Origin of the sequence: Halobaculum litoreum (genome assembly GCF_030127125.1) — an archaeon.
Classification (GTDB): domain Archaea; phylum Halobacteriota; class Halobacteria; order Halobacteriales; family Haloferacaceae; genus Halobaculum; species Halobaculum litoreum.
Genome location: NZ_CP126156.1, coordinates 1,757,562 through 1,781,179 on the forward strand (window position 1 = coordinate 1,757,562; position 23,618 = coordinate 1,781,179).

A 23,618-nucleotide genomic window follows, 5' to 3' on the forward strand; every position below is an offset into this window, starting at 1 on the left:
GAGCGAGCGGGTCGGGTGGAGTCGGTCAGCGGCGCGCGTAGCGGACGATCTCGCGGCCGAGGAAGCCGACGGCGATGCCGGCGCCGAACGCCCGGACCAGCTCGTCGCGGCGACGCTCCTGGTACTCCTGGGGGAAGTACTCCATCATGAGGTCGAACATGCGCTCGCCGACCTCGTGGCGGACCAGTTCGCCGCGCTCGCCGGCTCGCGACCGCGCCTCGGAGGTGCCCGACCGGACCTTCTCGGCGTACTCCGTGTAGTCGTCGCTTCGGGGGGTTTTGATCTTGAGATCCATACCCGCTGTACACGCTCCGAGGAGATAACCGTTGCTCGGCAGTATGTCAGCACGTATCCGTGGTGTAAGTAGCCGAAACGGTGAACGAACGCGAACGAAAGCGGTCGGCCGCTATCGGGTCGCTATCGCTCCTCGATCGGCACCCACTCGGCGTCCGTCTCGCCCACGTAGCGGGCGCGCGGGCGGATGAGGCGGTTGTCCTCGTACTGCTCCATCACGTGCGCGGTCCAGCCGCCGACGCGCGAGATGGCGAAGATGGGCGTGTAGACGTCGATCGGGATGCCCATCTGGTAGTACGTCGACGCCGAGTAGAAGTCGACGTTCGGCGCGAGGCCCTTCTCCTCGGCCATGAACTCCTCGATGGCGACGCTCATCTCGTACCACTTCAGGTCGCCGGCGGCCTCGCCCAGCGCCTCCGAGCGGTCGCCGAGGATCTTCGCGCGGGGGTCCTTCACGTTGTACACGCGGTGGCCGAAGCCGGCGACGCGGCGACCCTCGGCGAGCGCCTCCTTCACCCAGTCGACGGGGTCCTGATCGGCCTCGTCGACCTCCTGGAGCATCCGCATCACGTTGGCGTTGGCGCCGCCGTGGAGGCTCCCCGAGAGGGTGCCGACCGCGGAGGTGACCGCCGAGTGGATGTCCGCGAGCGTGGAGGCGGTGACCGTCGCCGAGAACGTGGAGGCGTTGAGGCCGTGGTCGGCGTGGAGCACGAGCGCCTGGTCGAACACGTCGGCGGTGACCTCGTCGGGCACCTCGCCGTTGAGCATGTAGAGGAAGTTCGCGGCGTGGTCGAGGTCCTCGCGCGGGGCGACCGGCTCCTCGCCGTCGCGGACGCGGGCGAACGCCGCCAGCGCCGTCGGCAGTTTCGCCGTGATGCGGCGCGCCTTGCGGACGTTCGCCTCGGCGTCGGTCGGGTCGGCGTCCGTGTCGGGGTCGGACGCCGAGAGGGCGGAGGCGGCCGTGCGCATCGCCGCCATCGGCTCCTCGTCGGCCTCGGCGAGGCGACGCATCGTCTCGAGCGTGCCGTCGTCGAGCGCGCGCTCGGCGGCCATCGCGTCCTCGAACTCGGCCAGTTCGGCCTCGGTCGGCAGTTCGCCGTTCCACAGGAGGTACAGCGTCTCCTCGTAGGAGGCGTGCTCGGCGAGGTCCTCGATGGCGTAGCCGCGGTAGACGAGTTTCCCCTCGTCACCGTCGATGAAACTGAGGTCGGACTCGGCGACGAGGACGCCCTCCAGTCCCCGCTTGAGTTCGTCGGACATACCCCGAGGTTCCGAGGGACCGCCGAAAAGCGTTATCTTTCGGGAAGAACCCCGGGACGGTCGATACCGCGGGTCCCGTGGCGGCGCGTGGGGCGCCGTCGCCGGCTACTCGGTCAGCGAGCCGTCGCCCGGCGTGACGCCCCACGCGCCGCCGTCGTCGCCGCCGCCGGTCTTGAACGTCCCGCGGGCGTCGGCCACGTGCGTGCCGTCGGCGTCCTCGATGCGCACCTCGGCGCTCGCGACGCTGGCGCCGTCGCGGACGACCTCCGCCTCCGCCCGCAGGTCGGTCGTCGCGGGCGCGAGGTAGTCCATCCGCATGTCGACGGTCGGGGTCGGCTTGAAGTGCAGCGAGATGACCGCCGCGCCGGCCGCGGTGTCGGCAAGCGCGTACGTGACGCCCCCGTGGGCGATGGACCGCCCCGGCACCGACGACAGCTCGTCGCGCATGGGGAGTTCCACGACCGCGCGGCCCTCGGCCGCCTCGACGACCTCCAGTCCCATGTGGTCGGCGAACGGCATCCCGTTGAGCAGGTCGGCGACGCTCACCGCGCCACCCCGCCGTCGACTCGGACGTACGCGTGCATACCGGTGGGTCACGACCGGAGTCCAAAAGCGGACCGACCCGTCGCGGGCGGGCGCCGGGGCGGCGTCGCCCCCGCCGACTCAGTCGGCGGAGATGCCGCAGCCGGCGGCGTAGTCGATCCCCTCGATCGACTCGATCGGGTCGTCGCCGCACACCGGACAGTCCGGGTTCTGTCGGTACGGCACCGTCTCGAACGTCATGTCCATCGCGTCGTAGAAGAGGAGCCGCCCGTCGAGCACCTCGCCGGCCTCGAGCAGGAGCTTCACCGCCTCGGTCGCCTGCACGCACCCGACCGTCCCGGGGAGGACGCCGAGCACGCCCGTCGTCGCACAGTCGGGGACCTCGCCCGGTTCGGGCGCCTCGGGGAACAGACAGCGGTAGCAGGGCCCGCCCGGGACGAGCGTCGTCGCCTGCCCCTCGAACTTGTAGATGGAGCCGTGCGCGACCGGCGTGTCCGTCAGCCGGGCCACGTCGTTGACGAGGTACCGGGTGCCGAAGTTGTCGGAGGCGTCGACGACCACGTCGTAGTCGGCGATCAGCGCCTCGGCGTTGTGCGGTTCGACGCGCGTCTCGTGGACGTCCACGTCCACGTCCGGGTTGAGGCGCTCGACGTACTCGGCGGCGGAGACGGCCTTCGGCTTGCCCACGTCGGCGTCGGCGTGGATGATCTGTCGCTGGAGGTTCGAGCGCTCCACGGCGTCGTCGTCGGCGACGCCGATGCGGCCGACGCCCGCCGCGGCGAGGTACTGGATCGCCGGCGAGCCGAGGCCGCCCGCGCCGACGACGAGCGCCGACCCCTCGAGCAGCGCCTGCTGGCCCGCGGGCCCGACCTCCTCCAGGATGATGTGCCGGGAGTAGCGGTCGAGTTGGGTCGCGTCGAGCGAGAGTCCGGTCATACTCCAGCCTACCCAGTGTGTCCGTATAAGCGCCCTGCCGCCGTGCGCTACCGGTCCCCGTCGGCGGCGGCCTCGCCGGCGCCGTCCAGTGCGTCGCGGACCAGCGCCGCCTCCGCGCGGCGGACGTGCTCGGCGGCGGTACTGGGCGCACACCCGACCCGGTCGGCCACGTCCGCGACCGTCGCCCCGCGCGGCTCCTCGTAGTAGCCGAGGTCGGCGGCGGCGGCGAGCACCTCCCGTTGGCGGTCGGTGAGCCTCGCGTCCGGTCGGACGGCGCCGCCCGCGCCGCTGCGGATCCGGCGGACCGAGGCGTCGACGCCGTCGGGGACGCCGTCGAGGGACCGTCGGATCGCGGCCGCCGTGCCGACGAGCGAGAACCGCATCGACCCGTCGGTGTCGTACACGACCGGCGGAACGACGACGACGTTCTCGCCCGCGAACGCCGCCACCAGTCCGCGGTCGCGGTCGGTCAGGCGCTCGCGGACGTAGAGGTAGAAGCCGTCCTCGGCGTCGCCGTCCGCGTCGCTGGCGACCACCTCCGCGGTGTCCACGCCGTCGAGCGCCGGCAGGAACGGCTCGGGTGGCCCGTCGACGTGGAACAACAGCACGTTCGTCTCGCCGACGCGCGGGTTCCACTGGAGCAGCCGCGTCGGCCCGAACGCCGGGTGCTCGGCGACGAACCTGTGCATCGGGTGCGTCGTCTCCTCGTCGGGGTCGAGGCGGAGCGCGAGCGTCTTCACGTGCGTACGTGTCCGCCCCCCCAACAAAAAGCGTCCCAGATGTGCGGCGAAACGACCTCGGAGCACCTGGCCGCACCTCCGAACACGCCCGACCGGTCGTGCCGACCGCGGTCGCGACGCTCGCTCCCCGCCGACGCTCGCTCGCGGCTCGCCGCCGCGACGCGCCCCCGGCGGCCGCTCCGACGACGCGGCCGGTCGGTTCCCCCACCATGAGTACACAGACGCCGACGGACCGACACGACGACGAGGACCAGCCGGACCGCGCGACCGACCTCGCGAGCCTGCTCGGCGACCGCGCGATCGGCCGCGAGGAGCACCTGAACGCGCCCGGCTTCGTCGTCCGCCCCGACGCCGTGCAGGACGTGCTCTCCGCGCTGAAAGAGGAGGCCGGCTACGACCACCTCTCGTGTGTCACCGCCCAGGAGTACGAGGGGCGCTACGAGTCGATCTACCACCTGAAGACGTACGACGACCCCACCGACGAGGTGAGCGTCGTCGTCCCCGCCGACACGGACGCCCCGGTCAGCGAATCGGGCGCACCCGTGTTCAGCACCGCCGGTTGGCACGAACGGGAGGCGTACGACCTGATCGGCATCGAGTACGACGACCACCCGGACCTGCGTCGGATCCTCCTGCCCGAGACGTGGCAGGGCCACCCGCTCTCGCTCGACTACGAGCAGGACCGCCCGCAGGTGGTCACGCTGCGCGAGCACGCCAACCCGTTGGAACCGGACACGAGGCACGAGGGGGGGACGGACACGATGATGCTCAACATCGGCCCCCACCACCCCGCGACCCACGGCGTGATGCATCTGGAGGCGACGCTGGACGGCGAGCGGGTCGCGGACGTGGACCCCGACATCGGGTACATCCACCGCTGCGAGGAACAGATGTGTCAGAACGGCACGTACCGCCACCAGATCATGCCGTACCCCGACCGCTGGGACTGGGGCGGCGGCGGCATCCTGAACGAGTGGGCGTACGCCCGCGTCGCCGAGACGCTGGCCGACATCGACGTGCCCGAGTACGCGCAGGTCGTCCGGACGATGAGCGCGGAGCTGTCGCGGATCCTCTCGCACCTGCTGGCGGTCGGCGCGTACGCGCTCGACGTCGCCGGCGACTTCACCGCGACGTTCATGTACGCCATCACCGAGCGCGAGACGGTCCAGAACCTCTTGGAGGACCTGACGGGCCAGCGGCTGATGTTCAACTACTTCCGCCTCGGCGGCGTCGCGTGGGACCTGCCCGAACCGCGCGAGGAGTTCTTCGAGAAAACCCGCGACTTCCTCGACGGCTTCCCGCGTCGGCTCGCGGAGTTCCACGACCTGCTCACGGGCAACGAGATCATCCAACTGCGGACGGTCGACACCGGCGTGCTGGCGCCGGAGGTCGCGAGAGACTACGGCTGCACCGGGCCGGTCGCCCGCGGCTCCGGCGTCGACTACGACCTGCGTCGCGACGACCCGTACGGCTACTACGACGAGCTCGACTGGAGCGTCGTCACCGCGTCGGCGGGCGACAACTTCGCGCGACTGCAGGTCCGGCTCCGGGAGCTGGAGGAGTCCGCCCGGATCGTCGAGCAGTGCGTCGACTTGCTGGAGGAGTGGCCCGCGGACGACCGGACGGTGCAGTCGAACGTCCCGCGGACGATCAAACCCGACGACGACACCGAGGTGTACACCGCCGTCGAGGCTGCGAAGGGCGAACTCGGCATCTACGTCCGCGCGGACGGCACCGACACGCCGGCGCGGTTCAAGATCCGCGGCCCGTCGTTCTCGAACCTGCAGGCGCTCCCGGAGATGGCCGAGGGCGAGCACGTGCCCGACCTCATCGCCACGCTCGGGAGTCTCGACACGATCATGGGCGAGGTCGACCGGTAGGTCGGTCGGGGCCGGGCGACGCCGGAAACCGCCGGCGCGTCGTCGCCCGTTCCCGAAGCGTCATGCGGCGGGCGACCCTCGTCCCGCCGATGGCCGACAACCGCCGTTTCCATCTCGCACAGCGACCCGAGGGCGTGCCCGACGAGGAGACGTTCGACCTCCGCGAGGTCGACCGCCCCGACCCCGCCCCGGGCGAGGCGCTCGTCCGCACGCTGTACCTCTCGGTCGACCCGTACATGCGCGACCGGATGCGCGCCGGCGAGTCGTACGCCGAGCCGTGGGAGGTGGGCGACCCCCTCATGGGCGGCGTCGTCGCCGAGGTCGTCGAGTCCAACGGCGCCGGGGTCGAGCCGGGGCAGACCGTCGTCGCGGAGCTGCCGTGGGCCGAGTACGCCACCGCCGACGGGTCGGACCTGACGCCCGTCGACACCGGCGCGCTCCCCGTGTCGACGGCGCTGGGCGTGCTCGGGATGCCCGGCCGCACGGCGTACTTCGGCACCCGCGAGGTCGCCGAACCCCGCGCCGACGACTGGATGGTCGTCTCCGGCGCCGCGGGCGCGGTCGGCTCCGTCGTCGGGCAACTCGGCGAGCTGCAGGGCGCGAACGTCGTCGGCATCGCCGGCTCCGACGAGAAGTGCGAGTGGCTCACCGAGGATCTGGGCTTCACCGCCGCGATCAACTACAAGGACGAGGACGTGGGCGCGCGCCTCGACGCGGTCGCCGACGGCGTCGACGTGTACTTCGACAACGTCGGCGGGCCCGTCACGGACGCCGTCTGGGGGCGCCTGAACGTCGACGCCCGCGTCGCCGTCTGCGGGCAGATCGCGCTGTACAACGACGAGGAACTCCCGATGGGCCCCCGGAAGCTCGGGACGCTCATCCAGACGCGCGCCACCGTGCAGGGCCTGCTCGTGCGCGACTTCGCGCCGCGGTTCGCCGAAGCGACCCAGCACCTCGGCTCGCTCGTCGCCGGCGGCGACCTCCAGTACCGCGAGACCGTCACCGAGGGGCTCGCGCAGGCGCCGGAGGCGTTCCTCGGGCTGTTCGAGGGCGACAACGTCGGGAAGCAGGTCGTGAAGGTCGCGGAGCCGAGCGAGTAGCCGCGAACGGTTCGGTCGTCGCCCCCCGAAGCGGTTTTGTTCGCGTGGACGACAGGTTCGGGCGATGGTCTCCCGCGAGAACAGCGTCATCGCCGTCTGCATCGCGGCCGCGGTCGTCCTCCTGTTCGTGACCGCCGAGGTCGCCCCCCAACCGGCGTGGGTCGGCGGGGCGATCGTCGTCGGCGTCGGCGTCCTCCTGCCGCTCGCGATCAACGGCTCTCTGGATCGGTCCGCGGAGTGAGTCCGAAACGACCGGCCGGGACGCGACCGTCGTCGCTACCCGAGGACGTACGACAGCCAGCGGTTCTGCTTGACGAACTCCATGTTCTCGAGGTAGGCGTCGAGCCCGAGGATCCGGCCCGCGCCGAACGCGCCGAGGCCGAACAGCAGCGCGGCGTACACGAGGTGGTCGTCGACGACCCAGCCGTGGGCCACCGGCAGCCCCGCGAGCAGTCCGCCCGTGAGCGACGCCGCCCAGTAGAACAGCATCATCACGGCGCCCCAGAAGGCGCTCCAGCGGACGAACGCGCCGAGGATCAACGCCAACCCCGTGAGCGTCAGCCCCCACATGTTGAGCATGTCGATGACGGGGTTCCCGGCCATCGCGGCGAACACGTCCGCGAACGGGTTCCCGGGCGGGATGGCGTTCGCGAGGAACCCCGCCGCGGTCCAGTCGTTCGACGGGTCGGCGTCGAGGTACGTCACGAGCTTCGTCACGCCGCCCTGGAACAGGGTCCACCCCATCACCACGCGCAGGATGAACAGCGCGTAGCCGACCCACGTCTCGGAGTAGCCGAACTCCACTTGTCGGCCGAACAGTTCCGTGTTGAGTGTCGTTCTGGTTGACATTGCGTCGCTCGAGAGGACACGAAAATCCATCTTGAATCTGATGGCCGACCCCCACGGCGGGGGAACCAACACACGGTTCATATCGGCCCGCGGCCCCCGGCGCGCTCGCGGCCGTCCCGGCCGCCGGCGGTCGGCACGGCTCGCCGACCCCCGGAGGCTACTCGAACCTGACGCCCAGGTCGTGGAGGTCGTCGTTGTGCCACGCCACGTTGACCAACAGCGGGGTCAACGACTCCACCTCCGCGGCGTTGGCGAGGCCGCCGGCCGACAGCGCGCGGAGCCCCTCGATCTCCTCGGCCAGCCGCGAGACGGTCGCCGCCGCGTCGTCGTCGTCGGCGACGACGAGCGTGTCGATGCCGAGGTCCCGCGAGAGGTCCGCGAGCCGCCCCGCCGCGAGGTTGTGGAACGCGCCGACGACCGGCACCGCGTCGGGCACCGCGTCGCGCACGAGCGCCGTCACGCTCCCGACGCCGGGCGGGTTGTAGTGGAAGCCGTCCTCGTCGCGTTTCATCCCCGCGGCCGGCGTGACGACCACGTCGTCGGCGGCGAGGTTGTCGGCGACCGCCGCGACCGTGTCGGCGACGTGGTACGGGGGGACCGCGAGCACGACCACGTCGGCGCGGTCGGCGGCCATGGCGTTGTCGAAGCCCTTGATCGTCGCGTCGCCGCCGGCGTCGGCGACCGTCGCCGTGTAGTCGTCCGCGGCCGCGCGGGCCTTCTCGGGGTCCCGGGAGCCGACGAGCAGTTCGTGGTCCGTGTCGCGGCCCCAGCGCACGGCGAGCCCCTCGCCGATGTCGCCGGTGCCGCCCAGTAGCGCGATTCGCACGGACGCGACTGCGGGCGGGCCGGCGGTAAGCGTTGTGTGACCGGCCGCACATGCCGTCGTCCTCGCGGGGACGCGGCGGGGGCTACGCGCCCGCCCGCTTGTACACGAACCAGTACGCCAGCACCGGCGAGGTCAACAGCATCGGCCCGACCGTGATCGCCAGCGTGAGGCGGTCCGGCGGCACGAACTCCGTCGCCAGCGCGAGCGCCAGCAGGTCGAGCAGCGCGACGAACGTGAGGAACTGGACGACCCGAGCGAGTTTCGCCCGGCGGTCGGTCGCCGGCCCGCCGGGCTCGCCCGTGTCACCCGCGTCGCTCATCGGCTCACTCCAGCAGGGCCGGCAGGTCGTTCACGCTGTCGACGACCGCGCTCGCGCCCGCCTCGGCGTACTTCGCGCGCCCCTCGTCGCCGGTGAGCCCGCCCGTGAGGACGCCGACCCCGTAGTAGGCGGTCCCGTCGTCGGCCTCGTCGGCGTTGACGGCGGTGCGCACGTCGTCGAGGGTGTCGCCGACGAACGCGACCGTGTCGGCGTCGGTGCGTTCGGCCAGCGTCACCAGCGCCTGCGGGTGGGGCTTGCCGTGCGCCCAGTCGTCCATCGTGAACCGACGGTCGGCGGCGACGTCGAGGCCGACCCGCTCCAAGGCGATGTCCGCCTCCGCGGACGGGCGGCCCGTGAGGACGCACACCGGGTAGCGGTCGGTCAGCGCCGCGGCCGTCTCCGCGGTCAGGATCGTCGGCTCGTCGTGGATGAAGCCGGGCGCCTCGAACGGCGGGTCGCCCCCCTCGATGTCGCGGTACAGGTCGCTCCCGAGGTACAGCGCCTGGAACGTCTCGCGCAGGGCGGCGGGGTCCCACGCGGCCTCGACCGCGGCGGCGGCCTCGTCGCCGAGGGCGTCGCGGATCGCCGCGCGGGCGCCGTCGAGCCCCGTGCCGTGGGCGGCGATGGCGTCGGTGAACGCCGCGACGTCGGCGTCGAGGCCGCGCTCGCTGGCGAGGACGTACAGCGCGACCGCGTCCGACAGTTCCCAGTCGTTGTTGAAGCCGCCGGCGTCCTTGAACGCCTGGAGGTCCCCGCGCGCGAGGGTGTCGCCGTGGCGACGCTCGACGCTCTCGACGACCGCCCGTCGGTAGGAATCGGCCACGTCGACGAGCACACCGTCCACGTCCAACACGACCGTGTCGACTCGCATGGATGGGGAGGGGCGGGGGCGGCGTATGGGCGTTGCGACTCCGGGTCGACGGCGGGCGCCGGGCACGGACGGGTCAGCGGTCGACCACCGCGCCGCCGGGGTCGCGAACCACGTACAGCGTGTCGCCGCCGTCGAGCGCAAGCGGCGTGGCGTCGACCGCGGGCGGGTCGCTCCCGAGCGTCGTGAAACAGCAGGCGGCGTCGACGCGGCGCGCGACGGTCGCGAGGGGCCGGTGGAGTTCCGGGGGGACGTTCAGCGCGTACACGCAGTCGGCACGGTAGGCGTCGCCGGGGTCCTCGCGGGCGGCCGCCGCGACGAGGTCGTCGCGGACGAACCCCACCCCCGCCGGGACGTCGCGGGCGACCACGTCGGTCGCGGTCACGTCGCGACCCGCCGTCGCGAGCGCCGCGGCCACCTCGGATCGCCGGCCGATTCCGACCTCGCACAGCCGGGCGAATCCGCCGAGTTTCCGGGCGATAGCGGCGCGTCGGGCGTCAGACACGGGCGGGTAACTTATGGTGGCACCCGTCATAAGCACGTCCATGCTTGTCGACATCGTGCCCATCGGGGACGTCTCCGCGCAGGTGAAGCGGGAGGCGTCGGCCGGGCTCCGCTCGGTGTACGACTGCGACGTGACGGTCCACGACGAGCAGTCGATCCCCGAGGGCGCGTACGACCGCAGCCGAAACCAGTACCGGGCGGAACAGTTCATCGAGCTGGTGTCCCGGGTCGGCAGCGGCGAGAAGAACATCGGGATCACCCCGCAGGACCTCTACTACCGGCGGCGCAACTACGTGTTCGGCCTCGCGTACCTCAACGGCAACGGCTCTGTCGTCTCCACCTACCGGCTGCAGACCTCCTCCGACGGCGGCGTCTCCACGAAGCCCTCCACCGAAGTGTTCGCCGACCGCGTCCGCAAGGAGATCGTCCACGAGATCGGGCACACCCTCGGCCTCGAACACTGCGACAACAGCAAGTGCGTGATGTCGTTCTCCCCGACCGTCCGCGAGGTGGACGTGAAGGAGGAACACCTCTGTGGCACCTGCGCCCGGCAGTACCTGTAAGGCCGACCGCGGCGCGTCGGCGGCCGTCGATCCGGTTCCTTCTCGCGACCTCGCTCCGGCGGACAGGTATATGTTCGCGCGGCGACGACACAGACTCGTTATGTCCGAGGAAGTCGTCGACCTGCTGCGCAAGGCGTACGCCGACGAGATGGAGACGGTGATGAACTACCAGACGAACGCGATCGTCCTCGACGGCGTCCGCGCCGAAGAGATCAAAGAGAGCCTCCAGGCCGACATCCAGGAGGAACTGACCCACGCCGAACAGCTCGGCAACCGACTGAAACAGCTCGACGCGCGCCCGCCGGGCTCCGAGGAGTTCACCGCGAGCCAACACTCGCTCCAGCCGCCGGAGGACTCCACGGACGTGCTGTCGGTGATCGACGGGGTCATCGACGCCGAGGAGGACGCCATCTCGACGTACCGTGCGATCATCAACGCCGCCGAGGAGGCCGACGACCCCGTGACGGAGGACCTCGCGGTGACGATCCTCGCCGACGAGGAGGCCCACCGCACGGAGTTCAAGGGGTACCGCAAGGAGTACAAGCGCGACTGAGTCGCGTCGGTCGCCGCGACCGTCCGGCTTCGTTCTCTCGCCGCCCGACCCGCGACACCCACCCACCGGGTCGTCGAGGGAGCCCGGTCGGGCCGAACCGGGTCCCGAGCGGGTTCGCGGTCGGACGAACGCGGGACACTCGGAGGCGCCGCCGCGGCGGCGGCGCAGCGAGCTACCCGGTGTAGTAGTACTCGCCGTCGGACTTCTGCTGGCGGTCCAGCTGCGAGCCGGGCTTGTTGATGCGCGGGCGCCCCGTCCGCTCGTCGCGCCGGAACGTGATGTCGAGGTCGCCGAGGAAGTCGTTCATCCCGGCGCGCATCGCCTGCGGCTGGGTGGCGTGCCCCTCGACGGCGGGCTCGCCGTCGAACACCATCAGGCGGTCGGCCAGCAGGTCGATCATGTAGATGTCGTGGTCGATGACCATCACCGTCGCGTCGTGGTTCTCGGCGTACCGCCGGATGGCGGTCGTCGCCTGCACGCGCTGTTCGACGTCGAGGTGGGCCGACGGCTCGTCGAGCAGGTAGAGGTCGGCGTCCTTCGAGAGACACGCCGCGACGGCGACGCGCTGGCGCTCACCGCCCGAGAGGTCGGTGAGGTTCTGCTCCATGATCCGGTTGAGCTGGAGCGGCCGCGCCACCTCGGTGTCCCAGTAGGAGGAGCCGAAGTCGTCGGTGATCGACGAGAGGAACGCGTCGACGCGCATCGGCTGGTCGATCTCGATGTACTGCGGCTTGTACGCGATGTCCAGCTTCACGTCAAGTTCGCCCTCGTCGGGCTCCAACTGCCCGGCGAACAGCTTCGCCATCGTCGACTTCCCGATCCCGTTCGGGCCGACGATGCCGAGGACCTCCGACTCGTGGACGGCGCCGCCCTCGACCCGCAGGGAGAACTCGCCGTCGCCGTACGACTTCACCAGATCCGGGTACTCGAACAGCACCTGCGAGCGCGTCGCCTCGCGGGGCGCGTGCTCGTCGAAGGTGATGGCGTTCGGGCGGATCCGCATGTTCTCGTTGTCGAGGTACCCCTTCAGGTACTCGTTGATGCCGTTGCGGGTGGACTTGGGGTCCGTGACGACACCGTACGCCCCGGGCTCGCCGTACGTGACGTGGAGCGTGTCCGCCAGCAGATCGAGGATCGCGAGGTCGTGCTCGACGACCATCATCGAGCGCTCGCCGTCGTCGGCGAGGTCGCGGATGAGCCGCGCGGCGGTCATCCGCTGGCCGATGTCGAGGTACGGCGTGATCTCGTCGAGGAAGTAGAAGTCCGCGTCGCGCGCGAGCGTCGCCGCCAGCGCGACCCGCTGGAGCTCCCCGCCGGAGATGGAGTCGATGTCCTGGTCCATCACCGGGCCGATGGAGAGCCGCTCGACGAGGTCGTCGAGGACGCCCCGCTCGTCGGTGCGCTCCAGCAACTCGCGGGTGTTGCCGTCGAACTGCTTGGGGATCTGGTCGACGTACTGCGGCTTGCGGGCCACCTCGACGTCGCCCCCGATGACGCGCTCGACGTAGTTCTGGAGTTCGGTCCCCTTGAACCGCTCCAGCACGGCGTCCCAGTTCGCCTCGTCGGCGTGTGCGCCGAGGTTCGGCGTCAACTCCCCGGAGAGCATCTTCACCGCCGTCGACTTCCCGATCCCGTTGGGGCCGAGGATGCCGGTCACGTTGCCCGGCTCCGGCACCGGGAGGCCGTACAGCGCGAAGGCGTTGTCGCCGTAGCGGTGGACGGGCGCGTTCTCCAGTTCCGAGGGGAGGTTGATGATCTCGATGGCGTCGAACGGGCACTTCTCGACGCAGATGCCGCACGTCTCGCCGAGACAGATCTCCTCGGAGATCCACACCTGGTCCGGGCCGCCGTCGTACGGTTCGTCCTCCGCGTAGTGGTCGCCGCGCTCGACGATGCAGTCCTTCCCCGTTCGGTTGGGGGGACAGAAGTTCGCACACTCGTAGTTGCACCGGTCGGGCGAACACCGATCGAGGTCGACGACCGCGATGCTGTCGTCCGCCATCTTACGCGAGGTTCGCCGAGAGGATGACGCCGTAGGCGATGAACCACAGCGTGAATGTCATGAACGCCACGTAGAGGTTGTCCTTGATCCCGAACTCCTCGACCTTGACCCCGAGCAGTTTCAGCAGGGGGATCTGTAGGAAGACGAACGCCGCGACGACCAGCAGCGCGAGCCGGTCGGTCGCCGCCGCGGGCGTCGTCCCGAGGAACGGGAGGTACGCGGAGACGAGCGCCGCGGCGATCCCCGAGAGACACGCCACGGTGGTGACGGTCACCCCGCGGAGGTGGTCGGAGAGCCCCGAAGCTGTTTCCGTAGCCATGGCCGTTGCTCCGCCAGCCGGCGACAAAAGGGGTTCGCTTGGCCGATGCGAGGCGCGACCCGAACAGTGTTCCGTGAATCTTTATCACGGTGGGATGTTTCGATTCGTAACGATGGCCGGAACCGACGACGAGGACTCCCTCGACGACCTGCCGCCCAGCGCCAAACTCGTGTTCAAGGTACTGGAGTACAACGGCCCGCTGACCCAGAAGGGGATCGTCGAGGAGTCGATGCTCTCCGCGCGGACGGTGCGGTACGCGCTCGAACGGCTCGAGAACATCGGGATCGTCGACGAGGACGTCTACTTCGCCGACGCCCGACAGAACCTCTACCAGCTCACGGGCCCCCAGAACGCCGAGGTCGACGGCGGCCGGGAAGCGACCTGCGCCGAGTGACCCGGTAGCCGGACGGTCCTGCGACGCGTCTCTCCGTGTTCCCATCCCGGAGCGACGGCTGCGAACGTTGAACACCGATAGCGCGGGCACACGGCTCGTGCGGTGACGACGACCGCGCGCCGTCCCGCGAACGTCCGGGTCCCGGCGGCGCGTGCGTGGCCGGGACCCGGTGTTCGCCTCACGACTCCACCCGCAAGCGACGCCTACGCGGGGACGACGGTGATCGTCTGCTTGCGGTCGATGGCGTCCTCCAGTTCCTCGGCGATGGCGCTCCCCCGTGACACCTGGATGTCGCCGCCGCGACCGACGGTCGCCGTGAACAGGTACTCGTCGTTGGCGCGGACCTCGACGGTCTCGCCGACGTGCTCGTCCATCCGGATCACGACGTGGCGACTGGTGATCTCGGGCTGGACGACCTCCCCCTGCGGCTTCGGCGTCGACGCCGCGCCGGCGCCGGCGGAGCCACCGCCCGCGGCGCCCGTACCGCCCGCCCCGCCGGACCGGTCGGCGTGGGTGCGCACGTCGATGTCGATGCCGAGGCGGTTCTCGATGTCGGTGATCCGGCCGCCGCCCTTCCCGATCACGTAGCTGATGTCGTCCTCCTCGACGTAGACGACGGCGTCGTTCTGTCCCTGCAGTTCGACGTCGACGTGGCCGCGGGCGACCGAGCGGATCTCCCGTTCGATCTCCTGTTTGGCGATCCGACCGATGCCGGTGTCGCCGCTGCCGCCGTCGGCGCCGTCGAGCGGCACCGTCACCACCTGGTTGTTGAAGGTGTAGATCTCGTACTCGGGCGTGCCGGTCTCGAAGTCGACGACCTGGATCACGGGCCGCGAGAGGTCCTCGGCGGTCAGGCCCTCGGGCACCTTCACCTGCGTCGTCACGTCGTACACGGTGTCGACCGCGCCGGCCTCGATGAACACGACGGTGTCGACGACCTGCGGGATCATGCCGAGTTCGACGCGGCCGACGAGCCGCTGGAGCGCGTCGATCGCGCGGGTCGCGTGGGTGACGCCGACCATGCCGACGCCCGCGAGGCGCATGTCCGCGAACACCTCGAAGTCGTGGGTCTTGCGCACCTCGTCGTAGATGGTGTAGTCCGGCCGGACGAGCAGCAGCGAGTCGGCGGTGTTCGCCATGTCGCCGCCCAGCGCCGTGTACTGGGTGATCTCGTCGCTGACCTGCAGGTCGCGCGGCTTCTCCATCGTCTTCACCGCGTAGTCGTTGTCGTTGAGGAACTCCGCGACCGCCTGCGCGAACGTCGACTTCCCGGCGCCGGGCGCCCCCGCGATGAGGACGCCGCGCTGGCGTTCCGTGAAGCGGTCGCGCAACTCGTCGGCGAACTCGTAGTCGTCGAGCGTGGTCTTCGCGATCGGCCGCACCGCCGTGATCTCGATGGCGTCCGCGAACGGCGGCCGGGCGACCGCGATCCGGTAGTTCCGGTACTGGACGATCGTCATTCCCGGCTCGGACAGCTCGATGAACCCCTGGTTCGACGCGCGGGCGGTCGCCTCGATCTCGTCGGCCCACGCGGCCATCTGCGCCTCGTCGCTCGGCCCGTCGACCTCGTCGATGCGGACGTACCGCAGGTCCGTGATGTCGCCCCGCTTCGCCTTCGGGTGGGTGCCCGTCTTGAGGTGGACGGACATCGTGTCGTCGGTGAAGAACCGCTCGATGTCGAGGCCGTCGTCCTCGGCGACGTCGCGGGGGACCGGCTCGACGTACGCGACCTCCAGCCCGGTCGCCTTGCCGGCCTCCGCCTGCACGAAGTCCGAGGTGAGGAGCACGGCGTCGTGCTCGACCGCCAGGTCGCGGATCAGCGCGTCGATGTCGCCCTCGCCGGCGCCCTCCTGTTCGGCGACGGTGGGGCGGCGACCGACGAACTCGGCGGTGATCGCGCCCTCGTCGGCCAGTTCCGCGATCCGCTGGAGTTCGCCGATCCCGTCCCAGCCGGTGTCGCGGCCGGCGTTCGCCTGCGCCTCCAACTCGCCGACGACCGCCTCGGGGACGTAGACGGTCGCCCCCTGGTAGTCGCCGTCTGCGACGCGCTCCGACACGCGGCCGTCGATGACCGCGCTCGTGTCCGGCACGACGTTCATACCCGCCTTCCGACCGGGAGCCGTTTAAGACTGCTTGCCTGCGGTCGGCGGCTCGCGGCGGCGGGTCGTCAGGCGGTCTCGGACCGGTCCGTGCGGACCTCGAAGCGCGCGCCGCCCGCGACCCCGCCCGTGGCGGCGACGTGCCAGCCGTGCGCCTCGGCGACCGTGCGGACGAGGGTCAGCCCCAATCCCGCCCCGTCGCCGCCGGTGCTGTGGCCGGGGTCGAACACCGCCTCCCGGCGGTCGGGGTCGATACCCGGCCCGTCGTCGGCGACGGCGAACCCCGCCCCGTCGGCCAGCGCCTCGACGCGGACGGCGGGGGCGCGCCCGGCGTGGGAGACGGCGTTCGCGAGGAGGTTCTCCAGCAGTTGCCCGAACCGGACCGGGTCCGCCTCGACCGTCGGGAGGTCGTCGGCGACGACGAGCGTGGCCGCGCCCGAGTCGACGGTCGCCCACGCCTCGGCGACCGCGTCGGCGAGGGCGACGGGACGCGACTCGCCGACCGCGCGACCGCTGCGCGCGAGCAGCAACAGCGACCGGATCAGGTCGTCCATCCGGTCGACCGCCTCGCTCGCCGGCCCGAGGTGGCCGACCTCGCCGGTCTCGCGGGCGAGGTCGACGTACCCCCGCACGACCGCCAGCGGGTTGCGGAGGTCGTGGCTGACGACGGAGGCGAACTCGCCGAGCGCGTCGTTGCGCGCCTCCAGGTCGCGCTCGTGGGCGACCGACTCCGTCACGTCGGAGAACGCCGCGACGACGTGTTCGACGGCGCCGTCGTCGCCGACGACCGGCGACGCCCGGAGGTCGAACGTGCGGCGCTCGCCCGTCGGCAGCGTCGCCCGGAGCCGTGCCGCCGCCGGCTCGCCGGTCCTGAGGGCCGAGGAGACGGGGCGGTCGGCCTCGCCGAGGGGTTCGCCGTCCGGCGTGGCGAGCTCCCAGCGGTCGTCGAAGCGGTCCCGCTCGCGCAACCCCGCCGCGTCGAGTCCGACGGCGGCGCGGGCCGCCTCGTTCGCGCGCTCGACCGCGCCGGCCGCGTCGTACACGACGACGGGGAACGGCGTCACGTCGAGGACGCCGTCGAGCAGCCGGCGCTCCTCGGCGGCGGCGTCGGCCGCCCGGCGCTTGCCGAACAGCCGGGCCGTCTCGGCGACGGCGTCGACGACCGCGGAGGCGAACGTCGGGTCCGCCTCCCGCGGGGTCGCGGTGAGGAAACAGAGGACCGCCAGCGGGTCGAGCTCCGACACCTCCGCGCCGCCCGCGTGCGGGAGCGGAACCGCGACCCCCGACACGAGCCCGACGGCCGCGGCGGCGTCCGCGCGGACGAACCGCGCGTCCGCGGCACCGAGGTCGGACACCCACTCGGGGTCGCCGCCGGCCCACACGCGGCCGACGAGCCCCTCGTCGCGGCCGAACGACACCGCGGTCGTCGCCTCGAGGAACGCCTCGTACCCCGGCTCGGCCCACGTCGCCGCCAGCGCGAGCCGTTCCGTGCCCCCGTCGCCGCCCTCGGCGGTCGGGTCGTCGATGCCGTCCGCCGCCGGCTCGGGGACCCACGCCTCCCCGTACTCCCACTCGCCGGCCCGACAGATCGCGGCCAGCGTCCGTTCGACGGCGTCGGCGAACGAGTCGGCGTCCGCCAACACGAACAGCAGCGACTCGCGGAGCGCGGCTCCGGCGGAGCCGTCGCGCGATCCGTCGACCATCGTGTCATGCAGGGGCACGGCACGCATAACCGATCTGTACGGCCGCCCGTCACGACGGTGGAATTATCTCCGGCGACGGCGCCACCCCGAGTATGGACACCGACCACGTCGAGACGCCGGGACTGCGGGAGCTGACGCGCGACCTCGTGTCGACGCCGAGCCACGACGACCCGACCGCCGCGGGCGACGCCATCGAGGCGTGGCTCCGGGCGGAGACCGACGCGACGGTCGAACGCGACGACCACGGCAACGTCTTCGGGCGCGTCGGCGACCCGGCGGCGCCCACGCTCGCGCTCGTCGGCCACCACGACGTCGTCCCGCCGGGCGACCCGCAGGTCGAGACAGACGGCGACGGCGGGGAGCGGTACGTCCTCGAGGAGCGCGACGGCCGCCTGTACGGGCGCGGGAGCGCCGACATGAAAGGCGCCGTCGCGGCCGCGATGTCCGCCGTGCGCGACGCCGACCCCGACGGCGTGGAGCTGTGTTTCGCCTCCTTCGTCGGCGAGGAGGTGGGCGGCGTCGGCGCCCGCGCGGCGATCGACGACGGGTTCGCCCCCGCGTTCGCCGTCGTCGGCGAGGGGTCGACGAACTACTCCGGCGAGGGCGTCACGGACGTGGTCGTCGCCCACAAGGGCCGGCGCGCGAGCACGCTCGTCGCCCGCGGCGAGAGCACCCACGCGAGCATCCCCGAGGAGGGCGTCAACGCGGTGTACCGCGCCTGCGACGCCGTCGACGTGGTCCGGGAGATGGCGTTCCCGGAGACCACGGTCATGGGCGAGTCGGTCCGCGGGAGCGTCGCGGTCACCGAGATCGACGGCGGCAGCGCGTGGAACGTCGTCCCGGACCGCTGTGAAGTGACCGTGGACGAGCGGACGGTGCCGGGCGAGCGCGCGCCGTTGGCGGACGCCGAGGCGGTCGAAGGCGTCGAGTGGACCGTCGAGCAGGACCTCCCGCCGATGGCGTGCTCGGACGACGCGTTCGCCGACGCGGCGCTCGACGCCGCCCGCGGGGTGCAGACGGGAACGCCCGAACACGTCGTGAAGCCGCACGCGACCGACGCCGGGTGGCTCGCGAACGCCGGCACCGCCTGCGTGATCTGCGGCGCCGCCGAGTCCGGCGAGGCGCACACCGACACCGAGAGCGTCTCCTACGAGGTGCTCGACCGCTGTTACCGGATCTACCGCGCGGTCGCCGAGGGGGCGAGCGCGTTCGCGTAACGCACGTTTGAAGGGCGCCGGGCGGCAATCCTTGCCCGATGGCTACCGACGCGACCGGCGAGTCCGCGGGGACCGCCGACGCCTACACGGAACTCGTGGAGCGCTTCGAACGGATCAACGGCGTGCAGGGCGCCGCGGGCGTCCTCGGCTGGGACCAGCAGGTGATGATGCCCGAGGGCGGCACCCCCGCCCGCTCGAAGCAGCTGTCGGTGCTCTCCTCGCTGAGCCACGAGCTGCTCACGGCCGACGAGACCGCCGAGCTGCTCGACGCCTGCGAGGACCTCGACCTCGACGACGAGCAGACCGCACAGCTCCGGGAGATGCGCCGCGAGTTCGAGCGCGCCGACGCCGTGCCGACGGAGCTGGTCGAGGAGATCTCCGAGACCTCGACCGAGGCGCTGGGCGCGTGGGAGCAGGCACGTGCCGAGGACGACTTCGAACAGTTCGCGCCGTACCTCGAGAAGCTGGTCCAGCTGAAGCGCGAGTACGCCGAGCACATCGACCCCGACCGCGACGCCTACGAGGTGCTGTTCGAGGACTACGAGCCGTGCCTGTCGCTCGAGCGCGCCGAGGAGATCCTCGACACGCTGAAGGAGACGCTCGTGCCGATGATCGACGAGATCCGCGCGAGCGACGCCGACGTGACGACCGACGCCTTCTCGGGCGAGTTCCCCGAGGACGGGCAGGAGGCGCTCTCCCGGGACGTGCTCACGACGCTCGGCTACGACTGGGACCGCGGCCGGCTCGACCCCTCGACGCACCCGTTCACCTCGGGCAACGTGTACGACTGCCGCGTCACGACGCGCTACGACGAGACGGACCCGCTGGGCGGCCTGATGGCGACGGTCCACGAGTTCGGCCACGCGTTCTACAACCTCGGGCTCCCCGAGGAGCACTTCGGCACGCCGCTGGGCGAGTCGCGCGACCTCTCGGTCCACGAGTCGCAGTCGCGCCTGTGGGAGAACCACGTCGGCCGCTCGCCCGCCTTCTGGGAGTTGGTGACGCCGAAGTTCGCGGAGTACTTCGACTCCGACGCGACGGCGCGCGAGGCGTTCGAGTCCGCCAACCAGGTGTACGAGGACAACCTCATCCGCGTCGAGGCGGACGAACTCACCTACCACCTCCACATCGTCATCCGCTTCGAGATCGAGCGGGCGCTCATCGCGGGCGAGCTCGACGTCGAGGACGTCCCCGAGGTGTGGAACGACAAGTACGAGGAGTACCTCGGCATCCGCCCGGACACCGACAGCGAGGGCTGCCTGCAGGACATCCACTGGAGCCACGGCAACTTCGGCTACTTCCCGACGTACTCGCTGGGCTCCGTGATGGCGAGCCAGCTGTTCAACGCCGCCGAGGACGACATCGGGAACATCTACGGGAAGGTCCGCGAGGGCGACTTCGAGGAGCTCCAGACGTGGCTCCGCGAGCACGTCCACGAGCACGGCGCGCGCTACGAGACGAACGAGTTGGTGCGCGAGGCGACCGGCGAGGACTTCACCGCCGACTACTTCGTCGACTACGTCCGCACGAAGTACGGCGACCTGTACGACCTCGAGGCGACCGTCTGAGCGGCGGCGCGGATCGACCGCCACGCCCGACCCGCTGAACCGGCTCCGCTTTTCGCGCCTACGCGTCTCGCCGTTCCGCAGCCGCCGCCAGCAGTTCCTTCAGGTCGCCGTACGGGATGCCGCCCGCCATCGCCCCGTACGTCCCCTCGTCGTGCAGCTCGCCCGCGATCTCCCGGAGCAGCCCCAGCGTCGCGCGCATGGGCCCCGAGCCGACGGAGACGCGCGCCACGCCGGCCGCCGCGAGCGCGTCGACCGGCGGCGCGCCGGGGCCGCCCAGCACGTTCAACGGCGCGTCCAGCCGGTCGACGAGCGCGCCGATCGTCTCCGTGTCCGTCACGCCCGGGACGAACAGGCAGTCCGCGCCCGCCTCGGCGTACGCGTTCGCCCGCTCGACGGCGCGCTCCAGTCGGGTCGCCTCGTCGCCGACGCCGAGCCAGAACACGTCCGTCCGCCCGTTGACGACGACCGGCACGTCGGCCGCGTCGGCCGCCGCGCGGGCGGCCCGGATCACGGCGGCGTGGGCGGCGGTGTCAGCCAGCGGCCGGTCGGGATCGCCGGTGCCGTCCTCGAGGTTGACGCCGACCGCGCCCGCGTCGACGGTCGCTCGGACGGTGTCGGCCACCTCGGCCGGCGTGTCGCCGTACCCCGCCTCGATGTCGGCCGTGACGGGGACCGACACCGCGTTCGCGATCCGCTCGACGACCGCCAGCATCGCCTCGCGCGAGAGGTGTTCGCCGTCCGGCACCCCCTGCGCGGCGGCGATGCCGGCGCTGGTGGTGCCGATCGCGTCGAACCCCGCGTCCGCGAAGATCACCGCGCTGCCGGCGTCCCACGCGTTCGGGAGGACGAGCGGGCCGTCGCCGGCGGTGTGGAGCGCCCGGAGCGTCTCGGCGCGCTCGCGCTGGGTGTCGTGGTCCATTCGTGAGGGTACGCGGGGTCGACACATCAACGTCGCCCCGGCCGTCGCCCCCGACCCGCGCGGCCGGCCGACAGCGATCCCCCACCTTATCACGCCGCGAGCGCCAGTCGTCGAACGAACGCAGATGCGCCGCTTCACCGCCGACTACCTCGAACGCACGCGCCGCGGGATGTGGGAGTCGCGCGAGGCGCTCGCCCCGCTGGCGCTCGACAGCCGCTCGCGGGTCCTCGACGTCGGCTGTGGCACCGGCGAACTCACGCGCGTGCTCGCCGAGGAGGCGCCCGCCGCCGAGGTGGTCGGCGTCGACGCCGACACGGGGCTGTTGGCGAGCGCGCGGGACGCGACAGAGGGGACCGGCGTCGCCGCCCGCACCGGGTACGCCGCGGGCGACGCCACGCGGCTCCCGTTCCCCGACGACGCGTTCGACCTCGTGGCCTGTCAGGCGCTGTTGATCAACCTCCCCGACCCGGCCGCGGCCGTCCGGGAGTTCGCCCGCGTCTCGACGGACCTGGTCGCCGCCGTCGAACCCGACAACGCGGACGTGGCGGTGAGTTCCACCGTCGACGCGGAGGCCCGGCTGGAAGCCGAGGTGCGGGCGGCGTACATCGCGGGCGTCGACACCGACGTGGCGATGGGCGAGCGCGCCCGCGACCTGTTCGCCGACGCGGGACTGACGGTCGTCGACACCCACCGCTACCGCCACGAGAAACGGGTCGAGCCGCCGTACTCCGAGGCGGACCTCCGCGGCGTCGCCCGCAAGGCCAGCGGCGCGGGCATCGCGGACCACGAGACGGAACTGCGCCGCGAGCTCGCCGCCGGCGACTACGACCGCCTCCGGCGGGAGTGGCGCGAGATGGGCCGCGCGGCCGCCGCGCAGGCGCAGGACGGCGACTACGAGCGCGTCGAGCGCGTGCCGTTCGACGTGACCGTCGGCCGGGTGTGACCGCCGGCCGCGGGCCCGCCGACTCAGACCACGTCGCCCCGGACCGTCGCCCCCTCCTGCCGGTCGCGGTAGTCGCGCACCGCGTCGGCGATGGCGGCCGCCTCCCCGTCGTCGACGCCGAGCATCTCCAGCGCGCCCGACAGCGTCGGGAACGGCAGGTCGCCGCCGCGCAGTTTCGCCATCGTCTCGGTCGCCCGCCGGCCCTCCCCGTACAACTGAACGCCGCGCGGGTCGAGCACCTGTTCGTAGGCGCCGCGGTCCAAGGCCCCCTTGAGCCGCTGTTTCACGTTCCGGTCGAAGGGGGCGTTACACACCTCCAAGTGGATCGGCTCGTCGTCGGGGAGGAGGTGCGCGGCGAGGCACTTCTCCGGGGCGGCGTAGCCGTTGTCGTTCGCGCGGATGTGCTCGGGGAACTGGCGCGCCCACTCGGCGGAGACGGACTTGCCGACCCCCTTCACGCCGTGTGACCGCTCGAACTCGGCGGCGGCGTCGGCGTCGTCGCTGCGCATGAGCAGGTCCTTCGTCACGTACACGTCGAGCCGGTCGATCGGGTCGAGCCCCAGCGCCACGTCGCCGTACACCCACACCTCTCGGACGGGGACGGGCATCGGCCCCTCGTCGACGGCGTCGATGATCGCCTCCACCCGGTCGAGGGCCGCCTCGCGCTCCATGGTCCCGACTGGTCGGCGAGCGGCAAGCGTCTTACGCGTCCGTCCCCGGCCGGGCGGCCGGGCGTCGCTCACGCCTCGCGGCGGACGTACACGGTCTTCTCGACCTCGGCGTGGAGGACGCCGTCGTCGTCGACCAAGGCCACCTCGTACACGCGGTCGCACGACTCCCCCGGGTCGAGCGACTCGCGGATGTCGCGCACCTCCGCGTCGGGCACGGCGAAGTCCGCGTGGAGCGTCGACCGCCCCGGCTTCTCGAAGCGGATCTCGGCGGCTCTGTCCCAGACGGTGAACGCGTCGCCGAGGCGTCGCTGGAGGAGCACGACGTACACGGGGTCGACGGCGGCGTACATGCTCCCGCCGAACAGGGTGCCCATCCCGTTCCGCGTGCGCCACGTGAGCGGGAGTTCGACCCGGGCCGCCGAGAAGTCCGGTGCCAGGTCCGTGAGGCTCGCGCCGGTCATCCAGAACGACGGGTAGTACGAGAAGGCGAGGCGAAACAGCCACGCCCGGAGCCGGTCGCGTCGTGTCATACACCGGCGTCCGCGGTG

At 71.8% G+C, this 23,618-nt stretch carries 26 protein-coding genes; 9 read left to right on the forward strand and 17 right to left on the reverse strand.

From position 1 onward, the window contains the following. Positions 1 to 25 precede the first annotated feature (25 nt). From P0R35_RS09630 to P0R35_RS09650, 5 genes are all read right to left on the reverse strand, one after another. Complete coding sequence (locus P0R35_RS09630; RefSeq protein WP_284012277.1) at positions 26 to 295, reverse strand: hypothetical protein; 270 nt, start codon at positions 293 to 295, stop codon at positions 26 to 28. 122 nt (positions 296 to 417) lie between these two features. Further along, complete coding sequence (gene citZ / locus P0R35_RS09635; RefSeq protein WP_284012278.1) at positions 418 to 1,554, reverse strand: citrate synthase; 1,137 nt, start codon at positions 1,552 to 1,554, stop codon at positions 418 to 420. A gap of 105 nt (positions 1,555 to 1,659) precedes the next feature. Next, positions 1,660 to 2,100, reverse strand: coding sequence for a PaaI family thioesterase (locus P0R35_RS09640; RefSeq protein ID WP_284012279.1), 441 nt, complete (start codon positions 2,098 to 2,100; stop codon positions 1,660 to 1,662). A 117-nt stretch (positions 2,101 to 2,217) separates the two neighbouring features. Beyond that, positions 2,218 to 3,033: an SAMP-activating enzyme E1 gene (gene ubaA / locus P0R35_RS09645; RefSeq protein ID WP_284012280.1), complete on the reverse strand. Its 816-nt coding sequence runs from the start codon at positions 3,031 to 3,033 to the stop codon at positions 2,218 to 2,220. A gap of 47 nt (positions 3,034 to 3,080) precedes the next feature. Continuing rightward, positions 3,081 to 3,773, reverse strand: coding sequence for a helix-turn-helix domain-containing protein (locus tag P0R35_RS09650; RefSeq protein ID WP_284012281.1), 693 nt, complete (start codon positions 3,771 to 3,773; stop codon positions 3,081 to 3,083). A gap of 209 nt (positions 3,774 to 3,982) precedes the next feature. On the opposite strand from P0R35_RS09650, the gene P0R35_RS09655 reads away from it, so the two are divergent. From P0R35_RS09655 to P0R35_RS09665, 3 genes are all read left to right on the forward strand, one after another. Next, entirely contained in the window at positions 3,983 to 5,653 is a 1,671-nt protein-coding gene (locus P0R35_RS09655; protein WP_284012282.1) for an NADH-quinone oxidoreductase subunit D, read from the forward strand. Positions 5,654 to 5,742: 89 nt separating this feature from the next. Further along, the gene (locus P0R35_RS09660) at positions 5,743 to 6,753 is read left to right on the forward strand and encodes an NADP-dependent oxidoreductase (protein ID WP_284012283.1); all 1,011 of its coding nucleotides are present in this window, start codon (positions 5,743 to 5,745) and stop codon (positions 6,751 to 6,753) included. A gap of 64 nt (positions 6,754 to 6,817) precedes the next feature. Further along, a complete protein-coding gene (locus P0R35_RS09665; protein WP_284012284.1) occupies positions 6,818 to 6,994 on the forward strand; it encodes a DUF7987 family protein in 177 nt (58 codons plus the stop codon). Between the two features lie 35 nt (positions 6,995 to 7,029). Here P0R35_RS09665 and P0R35_RS09670 read toward each other — a convergent pair whose 3' ends face one another. The 5 genes from P0R35_RS09670 to P0R35_RS09690 form a co-directional block, all read right to left on the reverse strand. Beyond that, positions 7,030 to 7,602, reverse strand: coding sequence for a DoxX family protein (locus P0R35_RS09670; RefSeq protein ID WP_284012285.1), 573 nt, complete (start codon positions 7,600 to 7,602; stop codon positions 7,030 to 7,032). A 157-nt stretch (positions 7,603 to 7,759) separates the two neighbouring features. Then, complete coding sequence (npdG, locus tag P0R35_RS09675; protein WP_284012286.1) at positions 7,760 to 8,428, reverse strand: NADPH-dependent F420 reductase; 669 nt, start codon at positions 8,426 to 8,428, stop codon at positions 7,760 to 7,762. Positions 8,429 to 8,510: 82 nt separating this feature from the next. Continuing rightward, positions 8,511 to 8,747, reverse strand: coding sequence for a DUF7534 family protein (locus tag P0R35_RS09680; protein ID WP_284012287.1), 237 nt, complete (start codon positions 8,745 to 8,747; stop codon positions 8,511 to 8,513). Between the two features lie 4 nt (positions 8,748 to 8,751). Further along, positions 8,752 to 9,618: a TIGR01548 family HAD-type hydrolase gene (locus tag P0R35_RS09685; RefSeq protein WP_284012288.1), complete on the reverse strand. Its 867-nt coding sequence runs from the start codon at positions 9,616 to 9,618 to the stop codon at positions 8,752 to 8,754. A gap of 73 nt (positions 9,619 to 9,691) precedes the next feature. Beyond that, positions 9,692 to 10,033, reverse strand: coding sequence for a UPF0146 family protein (locus P0R35_RS09690; protein ID WP_284012289.1), 342 nt, complete (start codon positions 10,031 to 10,033; stop codon positions 9,692 to 9,694). A 127-nt stretch (positions 10,034 to 10,160) separates the two neighbouring features. Between P0R35_RS09690 and P0R35_RS09695 the strand changes: the two genes are divergently transcribed. Both P0R35_RS09695 and P0R35_RS09700 read left to right on the forward strand, forming a co-directional pair. Continuing rightward, positions 10,161 to 10,682: an archaemetzincin family Zn-dependent metalloprotease gene (locus tag P0R35_RS09695; RefSeq protein ID WP_284012290.1), complete on the forward strand. Its 522-nt coding sequence runs from the start codon at positions 10,161 to 10,163 to the stop codon at positions 10,680 to 10,682. A gap of 100 nt (positions 10,683 to 10,782) precedes the next feature. Beyond that, on the forward strand, positions 10,783 to 11,235 hold the full coding sequence (locus P0R35_RS09700) for a ferritin-like domain-containing protein (RefSeq protein ID WP_284012291.1): 453 nt from the start codon (positions 10,783 to 10,785) through the stop codon (positions 11,233 to 11,235). A 172-nt stretch (positions 11,236 to 11,407) separates the two neighbouring features. Here the strand turns inward: P0R35_RS09700 and P0R35_RS09705 are convergent, their stop codons facing one another. After that, positions 11,408 to 13,237, reverse strand: a complete 1,830-nt coding sequence (locus P0R35_RS09705; RefSeq protein ID WP_284012292.1) for a ribosome biogenesis/translation initiation ATPase RLI — start codon at positions 13,235 to 13,237, stop codon at positions 11,408 to 11,410. A 1-nt stretch (position 13,238) separates the two neighbouring features. After that, the gene (locus P0R35_RS09710; RefSeq protein ID WP_284012293.1) at positions 13,239 to 13,556 is read right to left on the reverse strand and encodes an EMC6-like membrane protein; all 318 of its coding nucleotides are present in this window, start codon (positions 13,554 to 13,556) and stop codon (positions 13,239 to 13,241) included. Between the two features lie 112 nt (positions 13,557 to 13,668). On the opposite strand from P0R35_RS09710, the gene P0R35_RS09715 reads away from it, so the two are divergent. Continuing rightward, positions 13,669 to 13,950 (forward strand): winged helix-turn-helix transcriptional regulator, encoded by a 282-nt coding sequence (locus tag P0R35_RS09715; protein WP_284012294.1) that lies wholly within the window; start codon positions 13,669 to 13,671, stop codon positions 13,948 to 13,950. Between the two features lie 203 nt (positions 13,951 to 14,153). Here the strand turns inward: P0R35_RS09715 and P0R35_RS09720 are convergent, their stop codons facing one another. Both P0R35_RS09720 and P0R35_RS09725 read right to left on the reverse strand, forming a co-directional pair. Next, positions 14,154 to 16,049, reverse strand: a complete 1,896-nt coding sequence (locus P0R35_RS09720) for a PINc/VapC family ATPase (RefSeq protein ID WP_284012295.1) — start codon at positions 16,047 to 16,049, stop codon at positions 14,154 to 14,156. Positions 16,050 to 16,117: 68 nt separating this feature from the next. Continuing rightward, complete coding sequence (locus tag P0R35_RS09725) at positions 16,118 to 17,752, reverse strand: GAF domain-containing sensor histidine kinase (RefSeq protein ID WP_284012296.1); 1,635 nt, start codon at positions 17,750 to 17,752, stop codon at positions 16,118 to 16,120. Positions 17,753 to 17,844: 92 nt separating this feature from the next. Here P0R35_RS09725 and P0R35_RS09730 point away from each other — a divergent pair, with 92 nt between their 5' ends. Together P0R35_RS09730 and P0R35_RS09735 are read left to right on the forward strand one after the other, a co-directional pair. Further along, positions 17,845 to 18,969: a M20 family metallopeptidase gene (locus tag P0R35_RS09730; protein WP_284012297.1), complete on the forward strand. Its 1,125-nt coding sequence runs from the start codon at positions 17,845 to 17,847 to the stop codon at positions 18,967 to 18,969. Between the two features lie 38 nt (positions 18,970 to 19,007). Then, entirely contained in the window at positions 19,008 to 20,537 is a 1,530-nt protein-coding gene (locus P0R35_RS09735; RefSeq protein WP_284012298.1) for a carboxypeptidase M32, read from the forward strand. Positions 20,538 to 20,595: 58 nt separating this feature from the next. Here P0R35_RS09735 and P0R35_RS09740 read toward each other — a convergent pair whose 3' ends face one another. Then, entirely contained in the window at positions 20,596 to 21,456 is an 861-nt protein-coding gene (locus P0R35_RS09740) for an isocitrate lyase/PEP mutase family protein (protein WP_284012299.1), read from the reverse strand. A gap of 124 nt (positions 21,457 to 21,580) precedes the next feature. Here P0R35_RS09740 and P0R35_RS09745 point away from each other — a divergent pair, with 124 nt between their 5' ends. After that, positions 21,581 to 22,399: a class I SAM-dependent methyltransferase gene (locus P0R35_RS09745; protein WP_284012300.1), complete on the forward strand. Its 819-nt coding sequence runs from the start codon at positions 21,581 to 21,583 to the stop codon at positions 22,397 to 22,399. A 23-nt stretch (positions 22,400 to 22,422) separates the two neighbouring features. Here the strand turns inward: P0R35_RS09745 and P0R35_RS09750 are convergent, their stop codons facing one another. Continuing rightward, positions 22,423 to 23,070 (reverse strand): DUF7095 family protein, encoded by a 648-nt coding sequence (locus P0R35_RS09750; RefSeq protein ID WP_284012301.1) that lies wholly within the window; start codon positions 23,068 to 23,070, stop codon positions 22,423 to 22,425. 68 nt (positions 23,071 to 23,138) lie between these two features. Then, positions 23,139 to 23,600, reverse strand: coding sequence for a DUF4442 domain-containing protein (locus tag P0R35_RS09755; protein WP_284012302.1), 462 nt, complete (start codon positions 23,598 to 23,600; stop codon positions 23,139 to 23,141). Positions 23,601 to 23,618 lie beyond the last annotated feature (18 nt).

Bases quoted from the DNA above. Each gene is read 5' to 3' on its own strand.
- P0R35_RS09630 (WP_284012277.1), bottom strand. From the start codon at position 295: ATGGATCTCAAGATCAAAACCCCCCGAAGCGACGACTACACGGAGTAC.
- citZ (WP_284012278.1), bottom strand. From the start codon at position 1,554: ATGTCCGACGAACTCAAGCGGGGACTGGAGGGCGTCCTCGTCGCCGAG.
- ubaA (WP_284012280.1), bottom strand. From the start codon at position 3,033: ATGACCGGACTCTCGCTCGACGCGACCCAACTCGACCGCTACTCCCGG.
- P0R35_RS09655 (WP_284012282.1), top strand. From the start codon at position 3,983: ATGAGTACACAGACGCCGACGGACCGACACGACGACGAGGACCAGCCG.
- P0R35_RS09660 (WP_284012283.1), top strand. From the start codon at position 5,743: ATGGCCGACAACCGCCGTTTCCATCTCGCACAGCGACCCGAGGGCGTG.
- P0R35_RS09665 (WP_284012284.1), top strand. From the start codon at position 6,818: ATGGTCTCCCGCGAGAACAGCGTCATCGCCGTCTGCATCGCGGCCGCG.
- P0R35_RS09670 (WP_284012285.1), bottom strand. From the start codon at position 7,602: ATGTCAACCAGAACGACACTCAACACGGAACTGTTCGGCCGACAAGTG.
- P0R35_RS09680 (WP_284012287.1), bottom strand. From the start codon at position 8,747: ATGAGCGACGCGGGTGACACGGGCGAGCCCGGCGGGCCGGCGACCGAC.
- P0R35_RS09685 (WP_284012288.1), bottom strand. From the start codon at position 9,618: ATGCGAGTCGACACGGTCGTGTTGGACGTGGACGGTGTGCTCGTCGAC.
- P0R35_RS09695 (WP_284012290.1), top strand. From the start codon at position 10,161: ATGCTTGTCGACATCGTGCCCATCGGGGACGTCTCCGCGCAGGTGAAG.
- P0R35_RS09700 (WP_284012291.1), top strand. From the start codon at position 10,783: ATGTCCGAGGAAGTCGTCGACCTGCTGCGCAAGGCGTACGCCGACGAG.
- P0R35_RS09705 (WP_284012292.1), bottom strand. From the start codon at position 13,237: ATGGCGGACGACAGCATCGCGGTCGTCGACCTCGATCGGTGTTCGCCC.
- P0R35_RS09710 (WP_284012293.1), bottom strand. From the start codon at position 13,556: ATGGCTACGGAAACAGCTTCGGGGCTCTCCGACCACCTCCGCGGGGTG.
- P0R35_RS09715 (WP_284012294.1), top strand. From the start codon at position 13,669: ATGGCCGGAACCGACGACGAGGACTCCCTCGACGACCTGCCGCCCAGC.
- P0R35_RS09720 (WP_284012295.1), bottom strand. From the start codon at position 16,049: ATGAACGTCGTGCCGGACACGAGCGCGGTCATCGACGGCCGCGTGTCG.
- P0R35_RS09725 (WP_284012296.1), bottom strand. From the start codon at position 17,752: ATGGTCGACGGATCGCGCGACGGCTCCGCCGGAGCCGCGCTCCGCGAG.
- P0R35_RS09730 (WP_284012297.1), top strand. From the start codon at position 17,845: ATGGACACCGACCACGTCGAGACGCCGGGACTGCGGGAGCTGACGCGC.
- P0R35_RS09735 (WP_284012298.1), top strand. From the start codon at position 19,008: ATGGCTACCGACGCGACCGGCGAGTCCGCGGGGACCGCCGACGCCTAC.
- P0R35_RS09740 (WP_284012299.1), bottom strand. From the start codon at position 21,456: ATGGACCACGACACCCAGCGCGAGCGCGCCGAGACGCTCCGGGCGCTC.
- P0R35_RS09745 (WP_284012300.1), top strand. From the start codon at position 21,581: ATGCGCCGCTTCACCGCCGACTACCTCGAACGCACGCGCCGCGGGATG.
- P0R35_RS09750 (WP_284012301.1), bottom strand. From the start codon at position 23,070: ATGGAGCGCGAGGCGGCCCTCGACCGGGTGGAGGCGATCATCGACGCC.
- P0R35_RS09755 (WP_284012302.1), bottom strand. From the start codon at position 23,600: ATGACACGACGCGACCGGCTCCGGGCGTGGCTGTTTCGCCTCGCCTTC.